The organism is Rhodoferax sp. (genome assembly GCF_028714215.1).
Classification (GTDB): Bacteria; Pseudomonadota; Gammaproteobacteria; order Burkholderiales; family Burkholderiaceae_C; genus Rhodoferax.
The window spans coordinates 23,099-36,169 of sequence record NZ_JAQTMS010000004.1 but is presented as its reverse complement, the minus strand read 5'-3'; the positions used below and the strand labels follow the sequence as shown (position 1 = coordinate 36,169).

Here is a 13,071-nt window from a genome sequence, read left to right as displayed (position 1 = left end):
AAAATCAACGCTTTTCAAGAGCGGCTGGGGGCCAACTTTCAAGCTTCATGCCCAAAGTCAGACCGCGCGAAGCCAGCACTTCCTTGATTTCGTTAAGTGACTTGCGACCCAGATTCGGAGTTTTCAACAACTCGTTTTCGGTGCGTTGAATCAGGTCACCAATGTAATAAATATTTTCCGCCTTCAAGCAGTTGGCCGAGCGAACCGTCAGTTCCAGCTCATCCACCGGACGCAGCAGGATCGGATCGAACTGGGCGCTGCCCCGTGGTGCAGGTGCATCAAACGCCGCCAGTTCCGTGCCTTCGAGTTGCGCGAAGACAGCCAACTGCTCGACCAGAATTCTGGCCGACGCACGGACTGCTTCCTCGGCCGAAATGGCGCCGTTGGTCTCGATGTCAACGACCAACTTGTCAAGGTCGGTACGCTGCTCGACACGCGCGCTCTCGACGGTGTAGCTGACGCGCTTGACGGGAGAAAAAGAGGCATCCAGCACGATACGGCCAATTGACTTGGTCGGCTCATCGCCATGGCGGCGCATCGTGCCCGGGACGTAGCCGCGGCCTTTTTCAACCTTGATTTGCATGTCCAGCTTGCCGCCCTGCGACAAATGAGCAATCACATGCTCCGGATTGACGATTTCGACATCATGAGGGGTCTGGATATCGCTGGCCGTGACAGCTCCCTCGCCGTCTTTTCGTAAGCTGAGCGTGACTTCTTCGCGGTTGTGAAGCTTGAACACCACGCCTTTGAGGTTCAATAAAATATTGACCACATCTTCCTGCACCCCGTCGATCGACGAGTACTCGTGCAAGACGCCGGCAATCGTGACTTCGGTCGCGGCAAAGCCCGGCATGGAGGACAGTAAAACCCGGCGCAAGGCGTTGCCAAGGGTGTGCCCGTAGCCGCGCTCAAAGGGTTCGAGCGCAACTTTGGCGCGATTCGCAGCAAGATGCTCGACGTTGATGGCTTTTGGTTTCAGTAGACTATTTTGCATGCAGACTTCCTCTCAATACCCCCGGTTCGTTACACCGGTAAGGCTGACGAAGCACCTGAGACGCAGTACTTCGCCTCAGGAACGATTTTGAACGAAAAAATACGTTTAATTCTATTAACGTGAATACAATTCAACAATCAACGACTCATTGACGTCAGCGGCAAACTGATCCCGATCAGGAACCGACTTGAAAATGCCCTCGGCCTTTTCAAGATTCACTTCAACCCAGGTCGGCATGCCAACTTGTTGCGCCAACTGAAGCGCCTCTACAACCCGATTTTGCTTCTTCGACTTGTCACGCACGGCAATCACGTCACCGGCTTTGACCAGATAGGACGGAATGTTGACGCATTTCCCATTCACGGTCATGGCCTTGTGCGAAACCAGCTGGCGCGCTTCGGCGCGCGTCGAGCCGAAGCCCATGCGATACACCACATTGTCAAGACGCGATTCCAACAGAGACAACAGGTTCGCACCGGTGTTGCCCTTGCGGCTATCGGCTTCCTCGAAATAGCGGCGGAATTGCTTCTCAAGCACACCGTACATGCGCTTGACCTTCTGCTTTTCGCGAAGTTGCAAGCCATAGTCAGAGGTGCGAGCACCCGAGGTGCGCCCGTGCTGACCCGGTTTGGTATCGAATTTCGCCTTGTCTCCAATCGAGCGACGGGCACTCTTGAGGAACAGGTCGGTGCCTTCACGGCGGGATAATTTGGCCTTGGGGCCTAGATAGCGTGCCACTTGATCTTCCTTTATGTCATCTGCCGTACATTGGTACGGGAGCCACCGGCGCGGGGCCAGTGGCGGTGGGCTTGGTTAAAAACTGGATGTCGAATCAGATCCGGCGACGCTTCTGTGGGCGGCATCCGTTGTGCGGCACCGGGGTCACGTCCGCAATCATGTTGATGCGAATGCCAAGAGCAGCCAGAGCCCGAACCGAAGATTCACGGCCGGGACCAGGGCCCTTGATTTCAACGTCGAGATTCTTGATACCCTGCTCGATCGCAGCGCGACCGGCCACCTCGGAGGCAACCTGAGCTGCAAACGGCGTCGATTTGCGGGAACCTTTGAAACCCTGACCACCGGACGAAGCCCAGGACAGGGCATTGCCTTGACGATCGGCGATCGTGATGATGGTGTTGTTGAATGACGCGTGAACGTGCGCTATGCCGTCAGCGACATTTTTACGAACCTTTTTGCGGACCCGTTGGGCCGCGTTATTGGCGGGAGCTTTTGCCATGTTGGTCTTTCAATCCCTGTTATTTCTTCAATGAAGCAGCAGCCTTGCGGGGGCCTTTGCGGGTGCGGGCGTTGGTGCGCGTACGCTGTCCGCGCATGGGGAGGCCACGCCGATGACGGAAGCCACGGTAGCAGCCAATGTCCATCAAACGCTTGATGTTCATCGTCGTCTCACGACGCAGATCACCTTCGATGGTGAATTGGGCAATATGGTCGCGAATTTTCTCCAGCTCCAGGTCGGTCAAATCCTTGACCTTCTTGGAATAGGGAATGCCACAAGCCTCGCAGATTTTTCGTGCGCGGTTGCGACCGATCCCGAAGATAGCCGTCAGGCCAATCTCGGAATGTTGTTGCGGCGGAATATTGATGCCAGCGATACGTGCCATTTTCGTCCTCTAAAACTATTGCAATTAACCCTGGCGCTGCTTGTGACGCGGATCACTACAGATCACACGCACAACGCCCTTGCGCCGAATTACCTTGCAGTTACGGCAAATTTTTTTGACCGAAGCCGAAACCTTCATTTCATTCTCCTAAAACCATTCTCAGTGTTTCCGCAGCAGATCGCCGAAACACATGCCATTACTACTTAGCTCTGAATACAATCCGTGCCCGACTCAAATCGTAGGGCGTCAATTCAACGGTGACCTTGTCCCCAGGAAGAATACGGATGTAGTGCATACGCATTTTTCCGGAAATATGCCCAAGGACGACGTGTCCGTTTTCCAGCTTGACACGAAATGTCGCGTTGGGCAGGTTTTCAACCACCTCTCCCTGCATCTGAATAACATCGTCTTTTGACATATTTACCAATCGCCTTATGAAGACTTGAAATTAGCCTTCTTCAACAGCGACTCATACTGCTGCGACATCATGTAGTTCTGCACCTGCGCCATGAAATCCATGGTCACAACAACAATAATCAAAAGCGATGTTCCACCGAAGTAAAACGGCACGTTGTACTTCAGGATCAAAAATTCGGGCAGCAAGCACACCAGGGTGATGTAAATGGCACCGGCAAACGTCAGGCGCAGCAAAATCTTGTCGATGTACCTGGCCGTTTGGTCACCCGGCCGAATGCCGGGGATAAATGCGCCGCTCTTTTTCAGGTTGTCTGCCGTCTCACGGCTGTTGAACACCAGCGCCGTATAAAAAAAGCAGAAAAACACAATCGCGGCAGCATAGAGGATCACATAAATCGGTTGCCCCGGAGTCAATGAGCCTGCCATATCCTTCAGTCTCTCCATGAGCCAATTCTTCGACTCGCCAGCGGTGAACCAACCGACTACCGTTGCCGGCAACAAAATAATGGAGGAGGCGAAAATCGGAGGAATCACACCCGCCATGTTCAGCTTCAAAGGCAAATGAGACGACTGTCCACCATAAACCTTGTTGCCGACCTGACGCCGCGCATAGTTCACCAGAATCTTGCGTTGCCCACGTTCGACAAATACGACAAAGTAAGTGACCAGAGCCACCAAAACAACAATGAACAAGGCAATGATGATGCTCATCGCACCGGTACGAACCAATTCAAGTAAACCGCCAATGGCGTTGGGCAAACCGGCCGCAATACCGCCGAAAATCAGGATCGAAATACCATTGCCGAGTCCGCGCTCGGTGATCTGCTCGCCCAGCCACATCAGGAACAAGGTTCCAGACGTCAAGGTGACGACCGCCGTCATGCGAAATCCAAATCCAGGAGCCAACACCAGACCCGGCGAGCTTTCCAGCGCCAGCGCAATACCCATCGACTGGAACAAGGCCAACCCAAGGGTCCCGTAACGGGTGTACTGGGTAATTTTGCGGCGCCCGGCTTCGCCCTCTTTCTTCAATTGCTCGAAGGTCGGCAGCACATAGGTGAGCAACTGCATGATGATCGACGCCGAAATGTACGGCATGATCCCCAACGCAAAAACAGTAAACCGTGACAGCGCGCCGCCGGAGAACATATTGAACATACCCAATATGCCGCCTTGCTGGCCTTTAAAGAACTGCGCCAATTGCGCAGGATCTATGCCAGGAACCGGGATATGCGCGCCAACGCGGTACACCACCAGCGCGAGCAGCAAGAAAACAAGCCGACGACGCAGGTCGCCGAATTTGCCAGTTTTTGCCAGTTGAGCTGCGTTAGTTGCCACGTGTGGAGTCTTTCTCGATTACGCTCTTAAGCGATGCTGCCGCCAGCCGCTTCAATCGCAACTTTGGCAGCTGCCGTCGCACCAATGCCAGTGAGCTTCACGGCTTTGGTGATTTCACCGGTTTTAATGACCTTGACGACCCTGGCGAGTTCACCCACCAGACCAGCCTGCTTGAGAGTCACCAAATCGACTTCAGCAGCGCCCAGCAGTTCCAGCGACGTCAACGTGACCTCAGCATTGAACTTCAGCAGATGGGATTTGAAACCGCGCTTGGGTAAGCGCCGTTGCATAGGCATCTGACCGCCTTCAAAACCTACTTTGTGATAGCCACCGGCGCGCGACTTCTGACCCTTGTGGCCGCGCCCGGCGGTCTTGCCCAGACCAGAGCCGATACCACGACCGACACGACGCTTGTAGTGCTTTGCACCGTCAGCGGGCTTGATGCCATTGAGTTCCATCATCAACCTCTTAAAGCACTTTGACCAGGTAACTGATCTTGTTAATCATGCCGCGGACCTCGGGCGTATCCACCAACTCGCTGACGCTGCGAATCTTGCGGAGACCAAGGCCACGAACGGTGGCACGGTGCGATTCCTGGCAGCCGATAGGGCTGCGAACCAACTGCACTTTGACTGTTTGTTGTGTTGTCATTTTTAGGACTCCCGGTTAAGCGAAGAGTTCTTCAACGGTCTTGCCACGCTTGGCCGCCACGTTGGCGGGCGTGGTGGCATGAGAAAGCGCATCCAATGTGGCGCGAACCATGTTGTACGGGTTGGTCGAGCCATGGCTTTTGGCCACGATGTCGGTGATACCGACCACTTCGAACACGGCGCGCATCGGACCACCGGCGATAATACCGGTGCCCTTGGGGGCCGGCGCCATCATGACTGCCGCGGCGCCGTGTTGACCCATCACCTTGTGGTGAATGGAGCCGTTTTTGAGCGAGACCTTGGTCAGGTTACGGCGCGCTTCTTCCATCGCCTTCTGCACTGCCGCCGGCACTTCTTTGGACTTGCCCTTGCCCATGCCGACACGGCCATCACCGTCACCGACCACGGTCAAGGCGGCGAAACCAAGAATACGGCCACCCTTGACCACCTTGGTAACGCGATTGATCGCGATCATCTTTTCACGCAGACCGTCTTCAGGCCCTTCAGCCTTACCCTGCATTTTCGCTTGAACTTTAGCCATCTTAATTTCCGATCTGCTTAGAACTGCAAGCCTGCTTCACGTGCCGCATCGGCCAGCGCCTTGACGCGGCCATGGTACGCAAAACCTGCACGATCAAAGGCGACTTTCTCGACACCAACCGCTTTGGCTTTTTCAGCCAGGCGCTTGCCAACAACTTGGGCAGCGGCAACATTGCCGCCCTTGCCCGAACCACCTAACGCTTTGCGCACTTCGGCCTCCGCAGTCGATGCGCTTGCCAAAATCTTGTCGCCATCGCCGGAAACCACGCTGGCATAAATGTGCAAGTTGGTACGGTTCACGGTCAAACGAACGACGCCCTGAGTGGCGATCCGGATACGGGTTTGACGGGCTCTGCGCAGACGCTGCTCTTTTTTGGTCAACATGTTGCAGCTCCTTATTTCTTCTTGGTTTCTTTGATCGTGATCTTTTCGTCCGCATAGCGGATACCCTTGCCCTTGTAAGGTTCGGGAGGACGAATTGCACGAATCTCGGCAGCCACCTGGCCGACGCGCTGACGGTCAGCACCCTTGACCACGATTTCCGTGGGAAGAGGCGTCGCAACGCTGATACCGGCCGGCATATCCTTGTTAACCGGATGGGAGTAGCCAACCGTCAGATTGAGTTTTGCACCTTGTGCCTGGGCCTTGTAGCCGACACCAACAAGCGTCAGCTTCTTCTCAAAGCCCTTGGTCACACCAAGCACCATGTTGTTCACCAGTTGCCGCATGGTGCCGCTCATGGCATTGGCTTCGCGCGAATCGTTAGCGGGCAGAAAACTCAGCTTTCCAGCTTCACTGCTCACCTTGACCAAGGCGTTCTGAGCCAAATTCAAACTGCCACCAGAACCCTTGACACTGATCTGGTCGGCTCCAATGGACACATCCACGCCAGCCGGGACGGCGACGGGCATTTTTCCTATACGAGACATTTTCTGTTTCTCCTCAATGTCACGCTTTAGGCGACGTAGCAAAGCACTTCACCACCGACACCGGTAGCGCGCGCTTTGCGATCAGTCATGACGCCCTTGGGGGTTGTGACGATCGCCACACCCAGGCCGTTCTGAACTTGGGGAATGGCATCGCTGCCACGGTAAACCCGCAGACCTGGGCGACTGACGCGCTCGATGCGCTCGATCACCGGCCGGCCAGCGTAATATTTCAAGGCGATTTCAAGTTCAGGCTTGCCGTCTTCGGTATTAACCTTGAAGCCGTCAATATAGCCTTCGTCCTTCAATACTTGGGCAATCGCCACCTTGACTTTGGAAGAGGGTACGCTGACAGTAGTTTTCGCCACCATTTGCGCATTGCGAATGCGTGTCAACAGGTCGGCGATGGGATCACTCATGCTCATATCTATGTCTCCTACCGCTTACCAGCTGGCCTTGATGATGCCGGGGATTTCCCCGGCAAAAGCCATTTCACGAATCTTTGCACGCGCCAGACCGAAATGCTGGAAGGTGCCACGGGGGCGACCGGTGATCGCACAACGGTTGCGCTGGCGCGTCGGGTTCGCATTGCGCGGAAGTTTTTCCAAACCCAGTCGCGCTGCGGCACGCTCTTCGTCACTGCGTTGCAGGTCGCTCGCGATCGCCTTCAACTCGGCGTGTTTTTTCGCGTACTTGGCAACCAGTTTGTCGCGTTTGAGCTCGCGCTCGATTAAAGCCTTTTTAGCCACGGGTCACCTCAATTCTTGAAGGGGAAACGGAAGCCCGCGAGCAGTGCCTTGCACTCTTCATCGGTCTTGGCCGTTGTGGTAATACTGATATTGAGACCGCGCAAGGCATCCACCTTATCGTATTCAATTTCAGGGAAAATGATCTGCTCTTTGACACCGATGTTGTAGTTGCCACGGCCGTCGAAGGCACGACCGGAAATACCCCGGAAGTCACGCACTCGAGGCAAAGCAACGGTCACGAAGCGGTCAAGAAACTCGAACATCCGGACACCGCGCAGCGTGACCATGCAGCCAACCGCTTGATTCTCGCGAATTTTGAAGCCGGCAATGGCTTTCTTGGACATGGTGACCACAGGCTTCTGGCCCGCAATCTTGCTCAGGTCGGCAACCGCATGGTCCATCACCTTCTTGTCAGCCACCGCCTCACTGACGCCCATGTTCAGGGTAATTTTGGTCAGACGCGGAACCTGCATTGCCGAGGTGTAGCCAAACTTGGCCATCAGCTCCGGCGCCACTTTTTCACGATAGTGTTTTTGCAAACGAGCCATGTTTATGCCACCTTGATTTCTTCACCGCTGGACTTGTAAACGCGAACGCGCTTACCGTCAGCCAGCAGCTTGATGCCGACACGATCTGCCTTGCCGGCAGCGGTGTTAAAAATCGCCACATTGGACTGGTGAATGGGCATGGCCTTCTCGACGATACCGCCAACCGTGCCCTTGAGGGGATTGGGCTTGGTGTGCTTTTTCACCAAATTGACACCCTCGACCAGAACATGCGAGTCGTCTTTACGCGCTGCAACTTTGCCGCGCTTACCCTTGTCGCGCCCTGTCAGCACGATGATTTCGTCGCCTTTGCGAATCTTGTTCATGGCGCGTCCTTACAAAACTTCAGGAGCCAGGGACACGATCTTCATGAACTTCTCGGTGCGCAACTCACGCGTCACCGGGCCGAAGATACGGGTGCCGATTGGCTCCAATTTGGCGTTCAGCAACACTGCCGCATTGCCATCGAATTTGACCAGCGAGCCGTCACTGCGACGAATACCCTTGGCCGTACGAACCACCACCGCACTGTAAATCTCGCCTTTTTTGACGCGACCGCGCGGAGCAGCTTCCTTAATACTCACTTTGATGACGTCGCCAACACTTGCATAACGGCGCTTCGATCCACCCAGTACCTTGATGCACAGAACGGACTTTGCGCCGGTATTGTCGGCAACTTCTAATCGAGATTCAGCTTGGATCATTTCATTATTCCCAACTTGCACCAGCAACCATCAGACCGCCAACTTTCCGGTTGGCGACCGACCGTTTGCCAGTCAGTCTTGGGCCCGTCGTTTGCGATATAAACCACTTACATCACAGCCGTTGGGCAGACACTTCATGCTTTTTCAAGCGAAGCCCTTAATTATGCACACCTTTCGCAGGCCCGTCAAGCGCAATTTTCCCGGCCCGCTCAAATAGTGCTGCGCAAGCCCTGCTTACGACCCCAACGGATAGCCGGGAAACGCACCTCGCCCGGCGCGAAACAAATACGCCCTCGGTGACCTCCTTGCATTTTTCCAGCGCGCCATGACCCGGCCTGCGCGTGATGCAGGCCCGGGCGGTGCCAAAGACCCCGTCGCCGATGGCGCCATGGACGCCATCGTTTTTTTCCTCATGCCTCCAAGCGTAGGCCGCTGGCCGGGTCGAACAAGTGCATATGCTGCTCCTCAAAGCGCAGCGGTAGCGCGCCATCATGGGCCTGCGCCGATGTCGCATGCAGGCGTGCCGCCAGACGCACGCCGCGCTTGTCCCCGCCCAGGTAACCATACACCAGGGAGTCCGAGCCCAGCAGCTCGACAAAATTGATCATCGGCGTGAGCAGCGCGGAAGCCTCGTCGCAAGCCTCCAGGTGCTCCGGGCGTACCCCCAGCAGGACATCGCGGCCAACCAGGGAAGCGATGCTGCGTGGCAGGCGCACCTGGGCCTGCTCCTCGGTGACCAGCGCGGTGCCGTCGGCCTCGATCCGTCCGGGAATCAGATTCATCGGCGGCGAACCGATGAAGCCGGCGACGAAAGTCGTGGCCGGGCGCGTGTACACCTCCAGCGGCGCGCCGATCTGCTCGGCGCGGCCCTGGTTCATGACCAGCATGCGTTGCGCCAGCGTCATCGCCTCCACCTGGTCGTGTGTGACGTACAAGGTCGTGGTCCCCAGACGCCGGTGCAATGCCTGCAGTTCGGCCCGCATTTGCACCCGCAACTTGGCGTCCAGGTTGGACAGCGGCTCGTCGAACAAAAACACCGCCGGCTGGCGCACGATGGCGCGCCCCATGGCCACGCGCTGGCGCTGGCCGCCGGAGAGCTCGCGCGGCGCGCGTTGGAGCAAGGCCGACAGCTCCAGCGTTGCGGCGGCGCGCTGCACCAACTCCTCGATTTTGTCTTTCGGCAGACCCCGAATCTTCAGCCCGTAGGCCATGTTGTCGTAGACGCTTTTATGCGGGTACAGGGCGTAGTTCTGAAACACCATGGCGATGTCCCGGTCCTTCGGCTCGACCCGGTTCACCACCCGCCCACCAATCGCAATGTCGCCGGAACTGATGCTCTCCAGGCCGGCAATCATGCGCAGCAGCGTGGACTTGCCGCAGCCCGACGGCCCCACCATGACCACGAACTCGCCATCCGCGACCTCCATTGAAATGCCCTGAATCACCTTCACCGGGCCGAAGGATTTGTAGACATTGCGAATCGAAACGGCGGCCATTTATTTCTCCTGCTCGACCAGGCCCTTGACGAACCATTTCTGCATCACGATCACCACCAGGGCCGGCGGCAGCATGGCCAGCATGGCGGCCGACATCACCAGGTTCCAGTCGACCGAGGCATCACCGCCGGGGATCATGCGCTTGATGCCGATGACTGCCGTATACATCGACTCGTCGGTGGTGACGAGCAGCGGCCAGAGGTACTGGTTCCAGCCGTAGATGAACAGGATCACGAACAGCGCCGCCATGTTGGTGCGCGACAGCGGCAGCACCACGTCCCAGAAAAAGCGCATGGCACTGGCACCGTCCATGCGCGCGGCCTCCATCATCTCGTCCGGAATGGTCATGAAGAACTGGCGAAACAAAAAGGTCGCCGTGGCGGAGGCAATCAAGGGCAGCGTCAGCCCGCCGTAGGTGTTGATCAAATGCAGGTCCGACACCACCTTGTAGGTCGGGAAGATGCGCACCTCCACCGGCAGCATCAGGGTGATGAAGATCATCCAGAAGAACACCATGCGCAAGGGGAAGCGGAAGTACACGATGGCAAACGCCGAGAGCAACGAGATGATGATCTTGCCGACGGAAATCGACAGCGCCATCACCAAGCTGTTGAACATCATGCGGCTCACCGGCGCCGCGCTGGCACCGGCCACGCCCTTGAGCAGCACGGTGCGGTAGTTGTCCAGCAGTTCAGTGCCCGGCCACAGTGGAATGGGCACCGTGAGCATGCGTTCGGCGGTGTGGGTGGAGGCGACGAAGGCAATCCACACCGGAAACGCCAGCGTCAGCACGCTCAGCAGCAGCATCGCGTGGCAGAACAACCGCAAGCCGGGACGGTTCTCGATCATCAGTACTGCACCTTTCGTTCGATGTAGCGGAATTGCACCACCGTCAGCACCATCACGATCACCATCAGCACCACCGACTGCGCCGCCGAGCCACCCAGGTCGCCGCCCTTGAAACCGTCGTGGTACACCTTGTAGACCAGCACCTGCGTGGCCTGCACCGGGCCGCCTTGGGTCGTGGCGTCAATCACGCCGAAGGTGTCGAAGAAGGCATAGACGATGTTGACCACCAGCAGGAAGAAGGTGGTGGGCGAAATCAGCGGCAGCACTACCGTGAGAAAGCGTTTCAGGGGTCCGGCGCCATCGATCGCGGCGGCCTCGATCAGCGACTTTGGAATCGCCTGCATGCCGGCCAGGAAGAACAGGAAGTTATAGGAAATCTGCTTCCAGCCGGAGGCGATGATGATCAGCGTCATGGCCTGGTTGCCGTTGAGCATGTGGTTCCACTCGACGCCGAACCAGCTGTGCAGCACGTAAGTGAGAATGCCCACCGACGGGTTGAAGATGAATGACCACAGCACCGCCGCCACCACCGGCGCCACCGCGTAAGGCCAGATCAGCAGCGTCTGGTACACCTGCGCGCCGCGCACCAGGTAGTCGCAACTGCCCGCCAGCAGCAGCGAGATCAGCAGCGCGCCCAGCGTCATCAGCACGCTGAACACGGCCGTGACCTTGAATGAGTTCAGGTAGTACGGGTCGGCCAGCAGCTCACGGAAATTGAGCAAGCCCACGAACTGCACGTTCAGGCCGAACGAATCCTCCACCAGCAGGGATTGCCACATGGCCTGCGACGCCGGCCACATGAAGAACACCAGCGTGATGGCCAGCTGCGGCGCCACCAGTGCGTAGGGCAACCAACCGGCCGGGAAGTAAGCGCGCTTTTCAGCAGCCATGGGCAAGGTCTTACTTGGCAGCCCCCTTGTTGGCGCGCTCGAACTTGCGCAATTCCTCATCACCGCGCTTTACCGCTTCGTCCAGCGCTGCCTTGGCGGTCTTCTTGCCGGACCAGACGGCTTCCAGTTCCTCGTCGATGATGTCGCGGATCTGCACCAGGTTGCCCAGACGTACGCCCTTGGACATCTTGGTCGGGTTCTTCAGCAGCAACTGCTCGATGGCCACGTTGGTACCGGGGTTCTTGTCGTAGAAGCCCTGCGCTTTGCTCAAGTCGTAGGCCGCGGTGGTGATCGGCACATAGCCGGTGGCCTGGTGCCAGGCGGCCTGGATTTTGGCCGAGGACATGAAGGTGAAGAACTTGGCAACGCCACGGTATTCGTCCTTGGGGCGGCCGGCGTACACCCACAGGCTGGCGCCGCCGATGATGGAGTTCTGCGGTGCGCCCTTGACATCTGCGTGATAAGGCAGGGCGGAGATGGCGAACTCGAATTTGGAACTGCGTTTGATGTTGCCGTAAGCCGCCGACGAGGTGGTGATCATGGCGCACTCGCCGCTGTAGAACTTGGCCTCCGGCTGGGTGGTGCGTCCGGCGTAGGTGAAGCGCCCGTCCTTGGCCCAGTCACCCAGCATGCCGATGTGGCGCACCAGCAGCGGGTTGTTGAACACCAGGCGCGCGTCCATGCCGCCAAAGCCGTTGTCCTTGGTGGCGAAGGCCACGTTGTGCCAGGCACTGGCGTTTTCCAGCTGCACCCAGGACTGCCAGGCGGTGGTGTAGCCGCAGGGCAGTGTGTTGGTATCCTTGATTCTCTTCGCAGCCTCGCCCACTTCGGCCCAGGTCTTGGGTGGCTGGTCCGGGTTCAGCCCGGCTTTGCGGAACGCATCCTTGTTGTAATAGAAGACGGTGGTGGAGCTGTTGAAAGGCATCGACAGCATGCGCCCCGCGGTGTCGGTGTAATAGCTGGTGACCGCCGGCATGTAGCTCTTGGGATCGAAGGTCTCGCCCGATTCGGCCATCACCTGGTACACCGGTTTGATGGCCTGGCGCGCCGCCATCATGGTGGCGGTGCCGACCTCGAACACCTGCGCAATGTGCGGTGGACTCTTGGCCCGGTAGGCGGCGATGGCGGCGGACATCGATTCGGCGTAGCCGCCCTTGTACACCGGCACCACCTTGAACTCGGATTGCGAGGCATTGAACTGGCTGGCAATGTCGTTGAGCTGATCGCTCAGGGCGCCGGTCATCGAGTGCCACCACTGGATCTCGGTCTCGGCGTGAACCAGCGCCGGTGAAAGCAAGGCGGAGGCCATCGTAAGTGCTATCAATTTGCGAGTGCGCATGAACTCTCTCCT

At 57.5% G+C, this 13,071-nt stretch carries 21 protein-coding genes; all 21 read right to left on the bottom strand.

The window, feature by feature from the left end; all coding sequences use genetic code 11:
- Positions 1-4 precede the first annotated feature (4 nt).
- Positions 5-994 (bottom strand): DNA-directed RNA polymerase subunit alpha, encoded by a 990-nt coding sequence (rpoA, locus tag PHS32_RS02940; protein WP_301077297.1) that lies wholly within the window; start codon positions 992-994, stop codon positions 5-7.
- A gap of 114 nt (positions 995-1,108) precedes the next feature.
- Positions 1,109-1,732 carry a 30S ribosomal protein S4 gene (rpsD, locus tag PHS32_RS02935; protein ID WP_301077296.1) on the bottom strand — a complete coding sequence of 208 codons (624 nt, stop codon included), beginning with the start codon at positions 1,730-1,732 and terminating at the stop codon, positions 1,109-1,111.
- 94 nt (positions 1,733-1,826) lie between these two features.
- The gene (rpsK, locus tag PHS32_RS02930; protein WP_301077295.1) at positions 1,827-2,231 is read right to left on the bottom strand and encodes a 30S ribosomal protein S11; all 405 of its coding nucleotides are present in this window, start codon (positions 2,229-2,231) and stop codon (positions 1,827-1,829) included.
- Between the two features lie 19 nt (positions 2,232-2,250).
- The gene (rpsM, locus tag PHS32_RS02925) at positions 2,251-2,616 is read right to left on the bottom strand and encodes a 30S ribosomal protein S13 (protein ID WP_301077294.1); all 366 of its coding nucleotides are present in this window, start codon (positions 2,614-2,616) and stop codon (positions 2,251-2,253) included.
- Between the two features lie 24 nt (positions 2,617-2,640).
- On the bottom strand, positions 2,641-2,754 hold the full coding sequence (gene rpmJ, locus PHS32_RS02920) for a 50S ribosomal protein L36 (RefSeq protein ID WP_301077293.1): 114 nt from the start codon (positions 2,752-2,754) through the stop codon (positions 2,641-2,643).
- Between the two features lie 61 nt (positions 2,755-2,815).
- A complete protein-coding gene (gene infA / locus PHS32_RS02915) occupies positions 2,816-3,034 on the bottom strand; it encodes a translation initiation factor IF-1 (protein ID WP_007869286.1) in 219 nt (72 codons plus the stop codon).
- Between the two features lie 14 nt (positions 3,035-3,048).
- Positions 3,049-4,371, bottom strand: coding sequence for a preprotein translocase subunit SecY (gene secY, locus PHS32_RS02910; RefSeq protein ID WP_301077292.1), 1,323 nt, complete (start codon positions 4,369-4,371; stop codon positions 3,049-3,051).
- Positions 4,372-4,397: 26 nt separating this feature from the next.
- Positions 4,398-4,829 carry a 50S ribosomal protein L15 gene (gene rplO, locus PHS32_RS02905; protein ID WP_301077423.1) on the bottom strand — a complete coding sequence of 144 codons (432 nt, stop codon included), beginning with the start codon at positions 4,827-4,829 and terminating at the stop codon, positions 4,398-4,400.
- A 10-nt stretch (positions 4,830-4,839) separates the two neighbouring features.
- A complete protein-coding gene (gene rpmD / locus PHS32_RS02900) occupies positions 4,840-5,022 on the bottom strand; it encodes a 50S ribosomal protein L30 (RefSeq protein WP_301077291.1) in 183 nt (60 codons plus the stop codon).
- Between the two features lie 15 nt (positions 5,023-5,037).
- The gene (gene rpsE / locus PHS32_RS02895; protein WP_301077290.1) at positions 5,038-5,562 is read right to left on the bottom strand and encodes a 30S ribosomal protein S5; all 525 of its coding nucleotides are present in this window, start codon (positions 5,560-5,562) and stop codon (positions 5,038-5,040) included.
- A 17-nt stretch (positions 5,563-5,579) separates the two neighbouring features.
- Positions 5,580-5,945 carry a 50S ribosomal protein L18 gene (gene rplR / locus PHS32_RS02890; RefSeq protein ID WP_301077289.1) on the bottom strand — a complete coding sequence of 122 codons (366 nt, stop codon included), beginning with the start codon at positions 5,943-5,945 and terminating at the stop codon, positions 5,580-5,582.
- Positions 5,946-5,956: 11 nt separating this feature from the next.
- Positions 5,957-6,490 carry a 50S ribosomal protein L6 gene (gene rplF / locus PHS32_RS02885; protein ID WP_301077288.1) on the bottom strand — a complete coding sequence of 178 codons (534 nt, stop codon included), beginning with the start codon at positions 6,488-6,490 and terminating at the stop codon, positions 5,957-5,959.
- Between the two features lie 26 nt (positions 6,491-6,516).
- Positions 6,517-6,912 (bottom strand): 30S ribosomal protein S8, encoded by a 396-nt coding sequence (rpsH, locus tag PHS32_RS02880; protein WP_301077287.1) that lies wholly within the window; start codon positions 6,910-6,912, stop codon positions 6,517-6,519.
- 18 nt (positions 6,913-6,930) lie between these two features.
- A complete protein-coding gene (gene rpsN / locus PHS32_RS02875; RefSeq protein WP_301077286.1) occupies positions 6,931-7,236 on the bottom strand; it encodes a 30S ribosomal protein S14 in 306 nt (101 codons plus the stop codon).
- An 8-nt stretch (positions 7,237-7,244) separates the two neighbouring features.
- Positions 7,245-7,784 (bottom strand): 50S ribosomal protein L5, encoded by a 540-nt coding sequence (rplE, locus tag PHS32_RS02870; RefSeq protein ID WP_301077285.1) that lies wholly within the window; start codon positions 7,782-7,784, stop codon positions 7,245-7,247.
- Between the two features lie 2 nt (positions 7,785-7,786).
- Positions 7,787-8,107 carry a 50S ribosomal protein L24 gene (gene rplX, locus PHS32_RS02865; RefSeq protein WP_301077284.1) on the bottom strand — a complete coding sequence of 107 codons (321 nt, stop codon included), beginning with the start codon at positions 8,105-8,107 and terminating at the stop codon, positions 7,787-7,789.
- Between the two features lie 9 nt (positions 8,108-8,116).
- Positions 8,117-8,485 (bottom strand): 50S ribosomal protein L14, encoded by a 369-nt coding sequence (rplN, locus tag PHS32_RS02860; protein ID WP_114972526.1) that lies wholly within the window; start codon positions 8,483-8,485, stop codon positions 8,117-8,119.
- A gap of 410 nt (positions 8,486-8,895) precedes the next feature.
- Complete coding sequence (locus PHS32_RS02855) at positions 8,896-9,981, bottom strand: sn-glycerol-3-phosphate import ATP-binding protein UgpC (RefSeq protein WP_301077283.1); 1,086 nt, start codon at positions 9,979-9,981, stop codon at positions 8,896-8,898.
- Positions 9,982-10,830, bottom strand: a complete 849-nt coding sequence (gene ugpE / locus PHS32_RS02850; protein WP_301077282.1) for a sn-glycerol-3-phosphate ABC transporter permease UgpE — start codon at positions 10,828-10,830, stop codon at positions 9,982-9,984. It lies immediately after the preceding gene.
- Positions 10,830-11,720, bottom strand: a complete 891-nt coding sequence (gene ugpA / locus PHS32_RS02845; RefSeq protein ID WP_301077281.1) for a sn-glycerol-3-phosphate ABC transporter permease UgpA — start codon at positions 11,718-11,720, stop codon at positions 10,830-10,832. Before ugpA ends, ugpE begins: the two co-directional genes overlap by 1 nt.
- A 10-nt stretch (positions 11,721-11,730) precedes the next feature.
- The gene (ugpB, locus tag PHS32_RS02840) at positions 11,731-13,029 is read right to left on the bottom strand and encodes a sn-glycerol-3-phosphate ABC transporter substrate-binding protein UgpB (protein ID WP_301077422.1); all 1,299 of its coding nucleotides are present in this window, start codon (positions 13,027-13,029) and stop codon (positions 11,731-11,733) included.
- Between the last annotated feature and the right edge of the window lie 42 nt (positions 13,030-13,071).

Excerpts from the sequence above, each read along its gene's own strand:
- rpoA (WP_301077297.1), bottom strand. The coding sequence starts at position 994 with ATGCAAAATAGTCTACTGAAACCAAAAGCCATCAACGTCGAGCATCTT.
- rpsK (WP_301077295.1), bottom strand. The coding sequence starts at position 2,231 with ATGGCAAAAGCTCCCGCCAATAACGCGGCCCAACGGGTCCGCAAAAAG.
- rpsM (WP_301077294.1), bottom strand. The coding sequence starts at position 2,616 with ATGGCACGTATCGCTGGCATCAATATTCCGCCGCAACAACATTCCGAG.
- rpmJ (WP_301077293.1), bottom strand. The coding sequence starts at position 2,754 with ATGAAGGTTTCGGCTTCGGTCAAAAAAATTTGCCGTAACTGCAAGGTA.
- infA (WP_007869286.1), bottom strand. The coding sequence starts at position 3,034 with ATGTCAAAAGACGATGTTATTCAGATGCAGGGAGAGGTGGTTGAAAAC.
- rplO (WP_301077423.1), bottom strand. The coding sequence starts at position 4,829 with ATGGAACTCAATGGCATCAAGCCCGCTGACGGTGCAAAGCACTACAAG.
- rpmD (WP_301077291.1), bottom strand. The coding sequence starts at position 5,022 with ATGACAACACAACAAACAGTCAAAGTGCAGTTGGTTCGCAGCCCTATC.
- rpsE (WP_301077290.1), bottom strand. The coding sequence starts at position 5,562 with ATGGCTAAAGTTCAAGCGAAAATGCAGGGTAAGGCTGAAGGGCCTGAA.
- rplR (WP_301077289.1), bottom strand. The coding sequence starts at position 5,945 with ATGTTGACCAAAAAAGAGCAGCGTCTGCGCAGAGCCCGTCAAACCCGT.
- rplF (WP_301077288.1), bottom strand. The coding sequence starts at position 6,490 with ATGTCTCGTATAGGAAAAATGCCCGTCGCCGTCCCGGCTGGCGTGGAT.
- rpsH (WP_301077287.1), bottom strand. The coding sequence starts at position 6,912 with ATGAGCATGAGTGATCCCATCGCCGACCTGTTGACACGCATTCGCAAT.
- rplE (WP_301077285.1), bottom strand. The coding sequence starts at position 7,784 with ATGGCTCGTTTGCAAAAACACTATCGTGAAAAAGTGGCGCCGGAGCTG.
- rplX (WP_301077284.1), bottom strand. The coding sequence starts at position 8,107 with ATGAACAAGATTCGCAAAGGCGACGAAATCATCGTGCTGACAGGGCGC.
- rplN (WP_114972526.1), bottom strand. The coding sequence starts at position 8,485 with ATGATCCAAGCTGAATCTCGATTAGAAGTTGCCGACAATACCGGCGCA.
- PHS32_RS02855 (WP_301077283.1), bottom strand. The coding sequence starts at position 9,981 with ATGGCCGCCGTTTCGATTCGCAATGTCTACAAATCCTTCGGCCCGGTG.
- ugpE (WP_301077282.1), bottom strand. The coding sequence starts at position 10,830 with ATGATCGAGAACCGTCCCGGCTTGCGGTTGTTCTGCCACGCGATGCTG.
- ugpA (WP_301077281.1), bottom strand. The coding sequence starts at position 11,720 with ATGGCTGCTGAAAAGCGCGCTTACTTCCCGGCCGGTTGGTTGCCCTAC.
- ugpB (WP_301077422.1), bottom strand. The coding sequence starts at position 13,029 with ATGGCCTCCGCCTTGCTTTCACCGGCGCTGGTTCACGCCGAGACCGAG.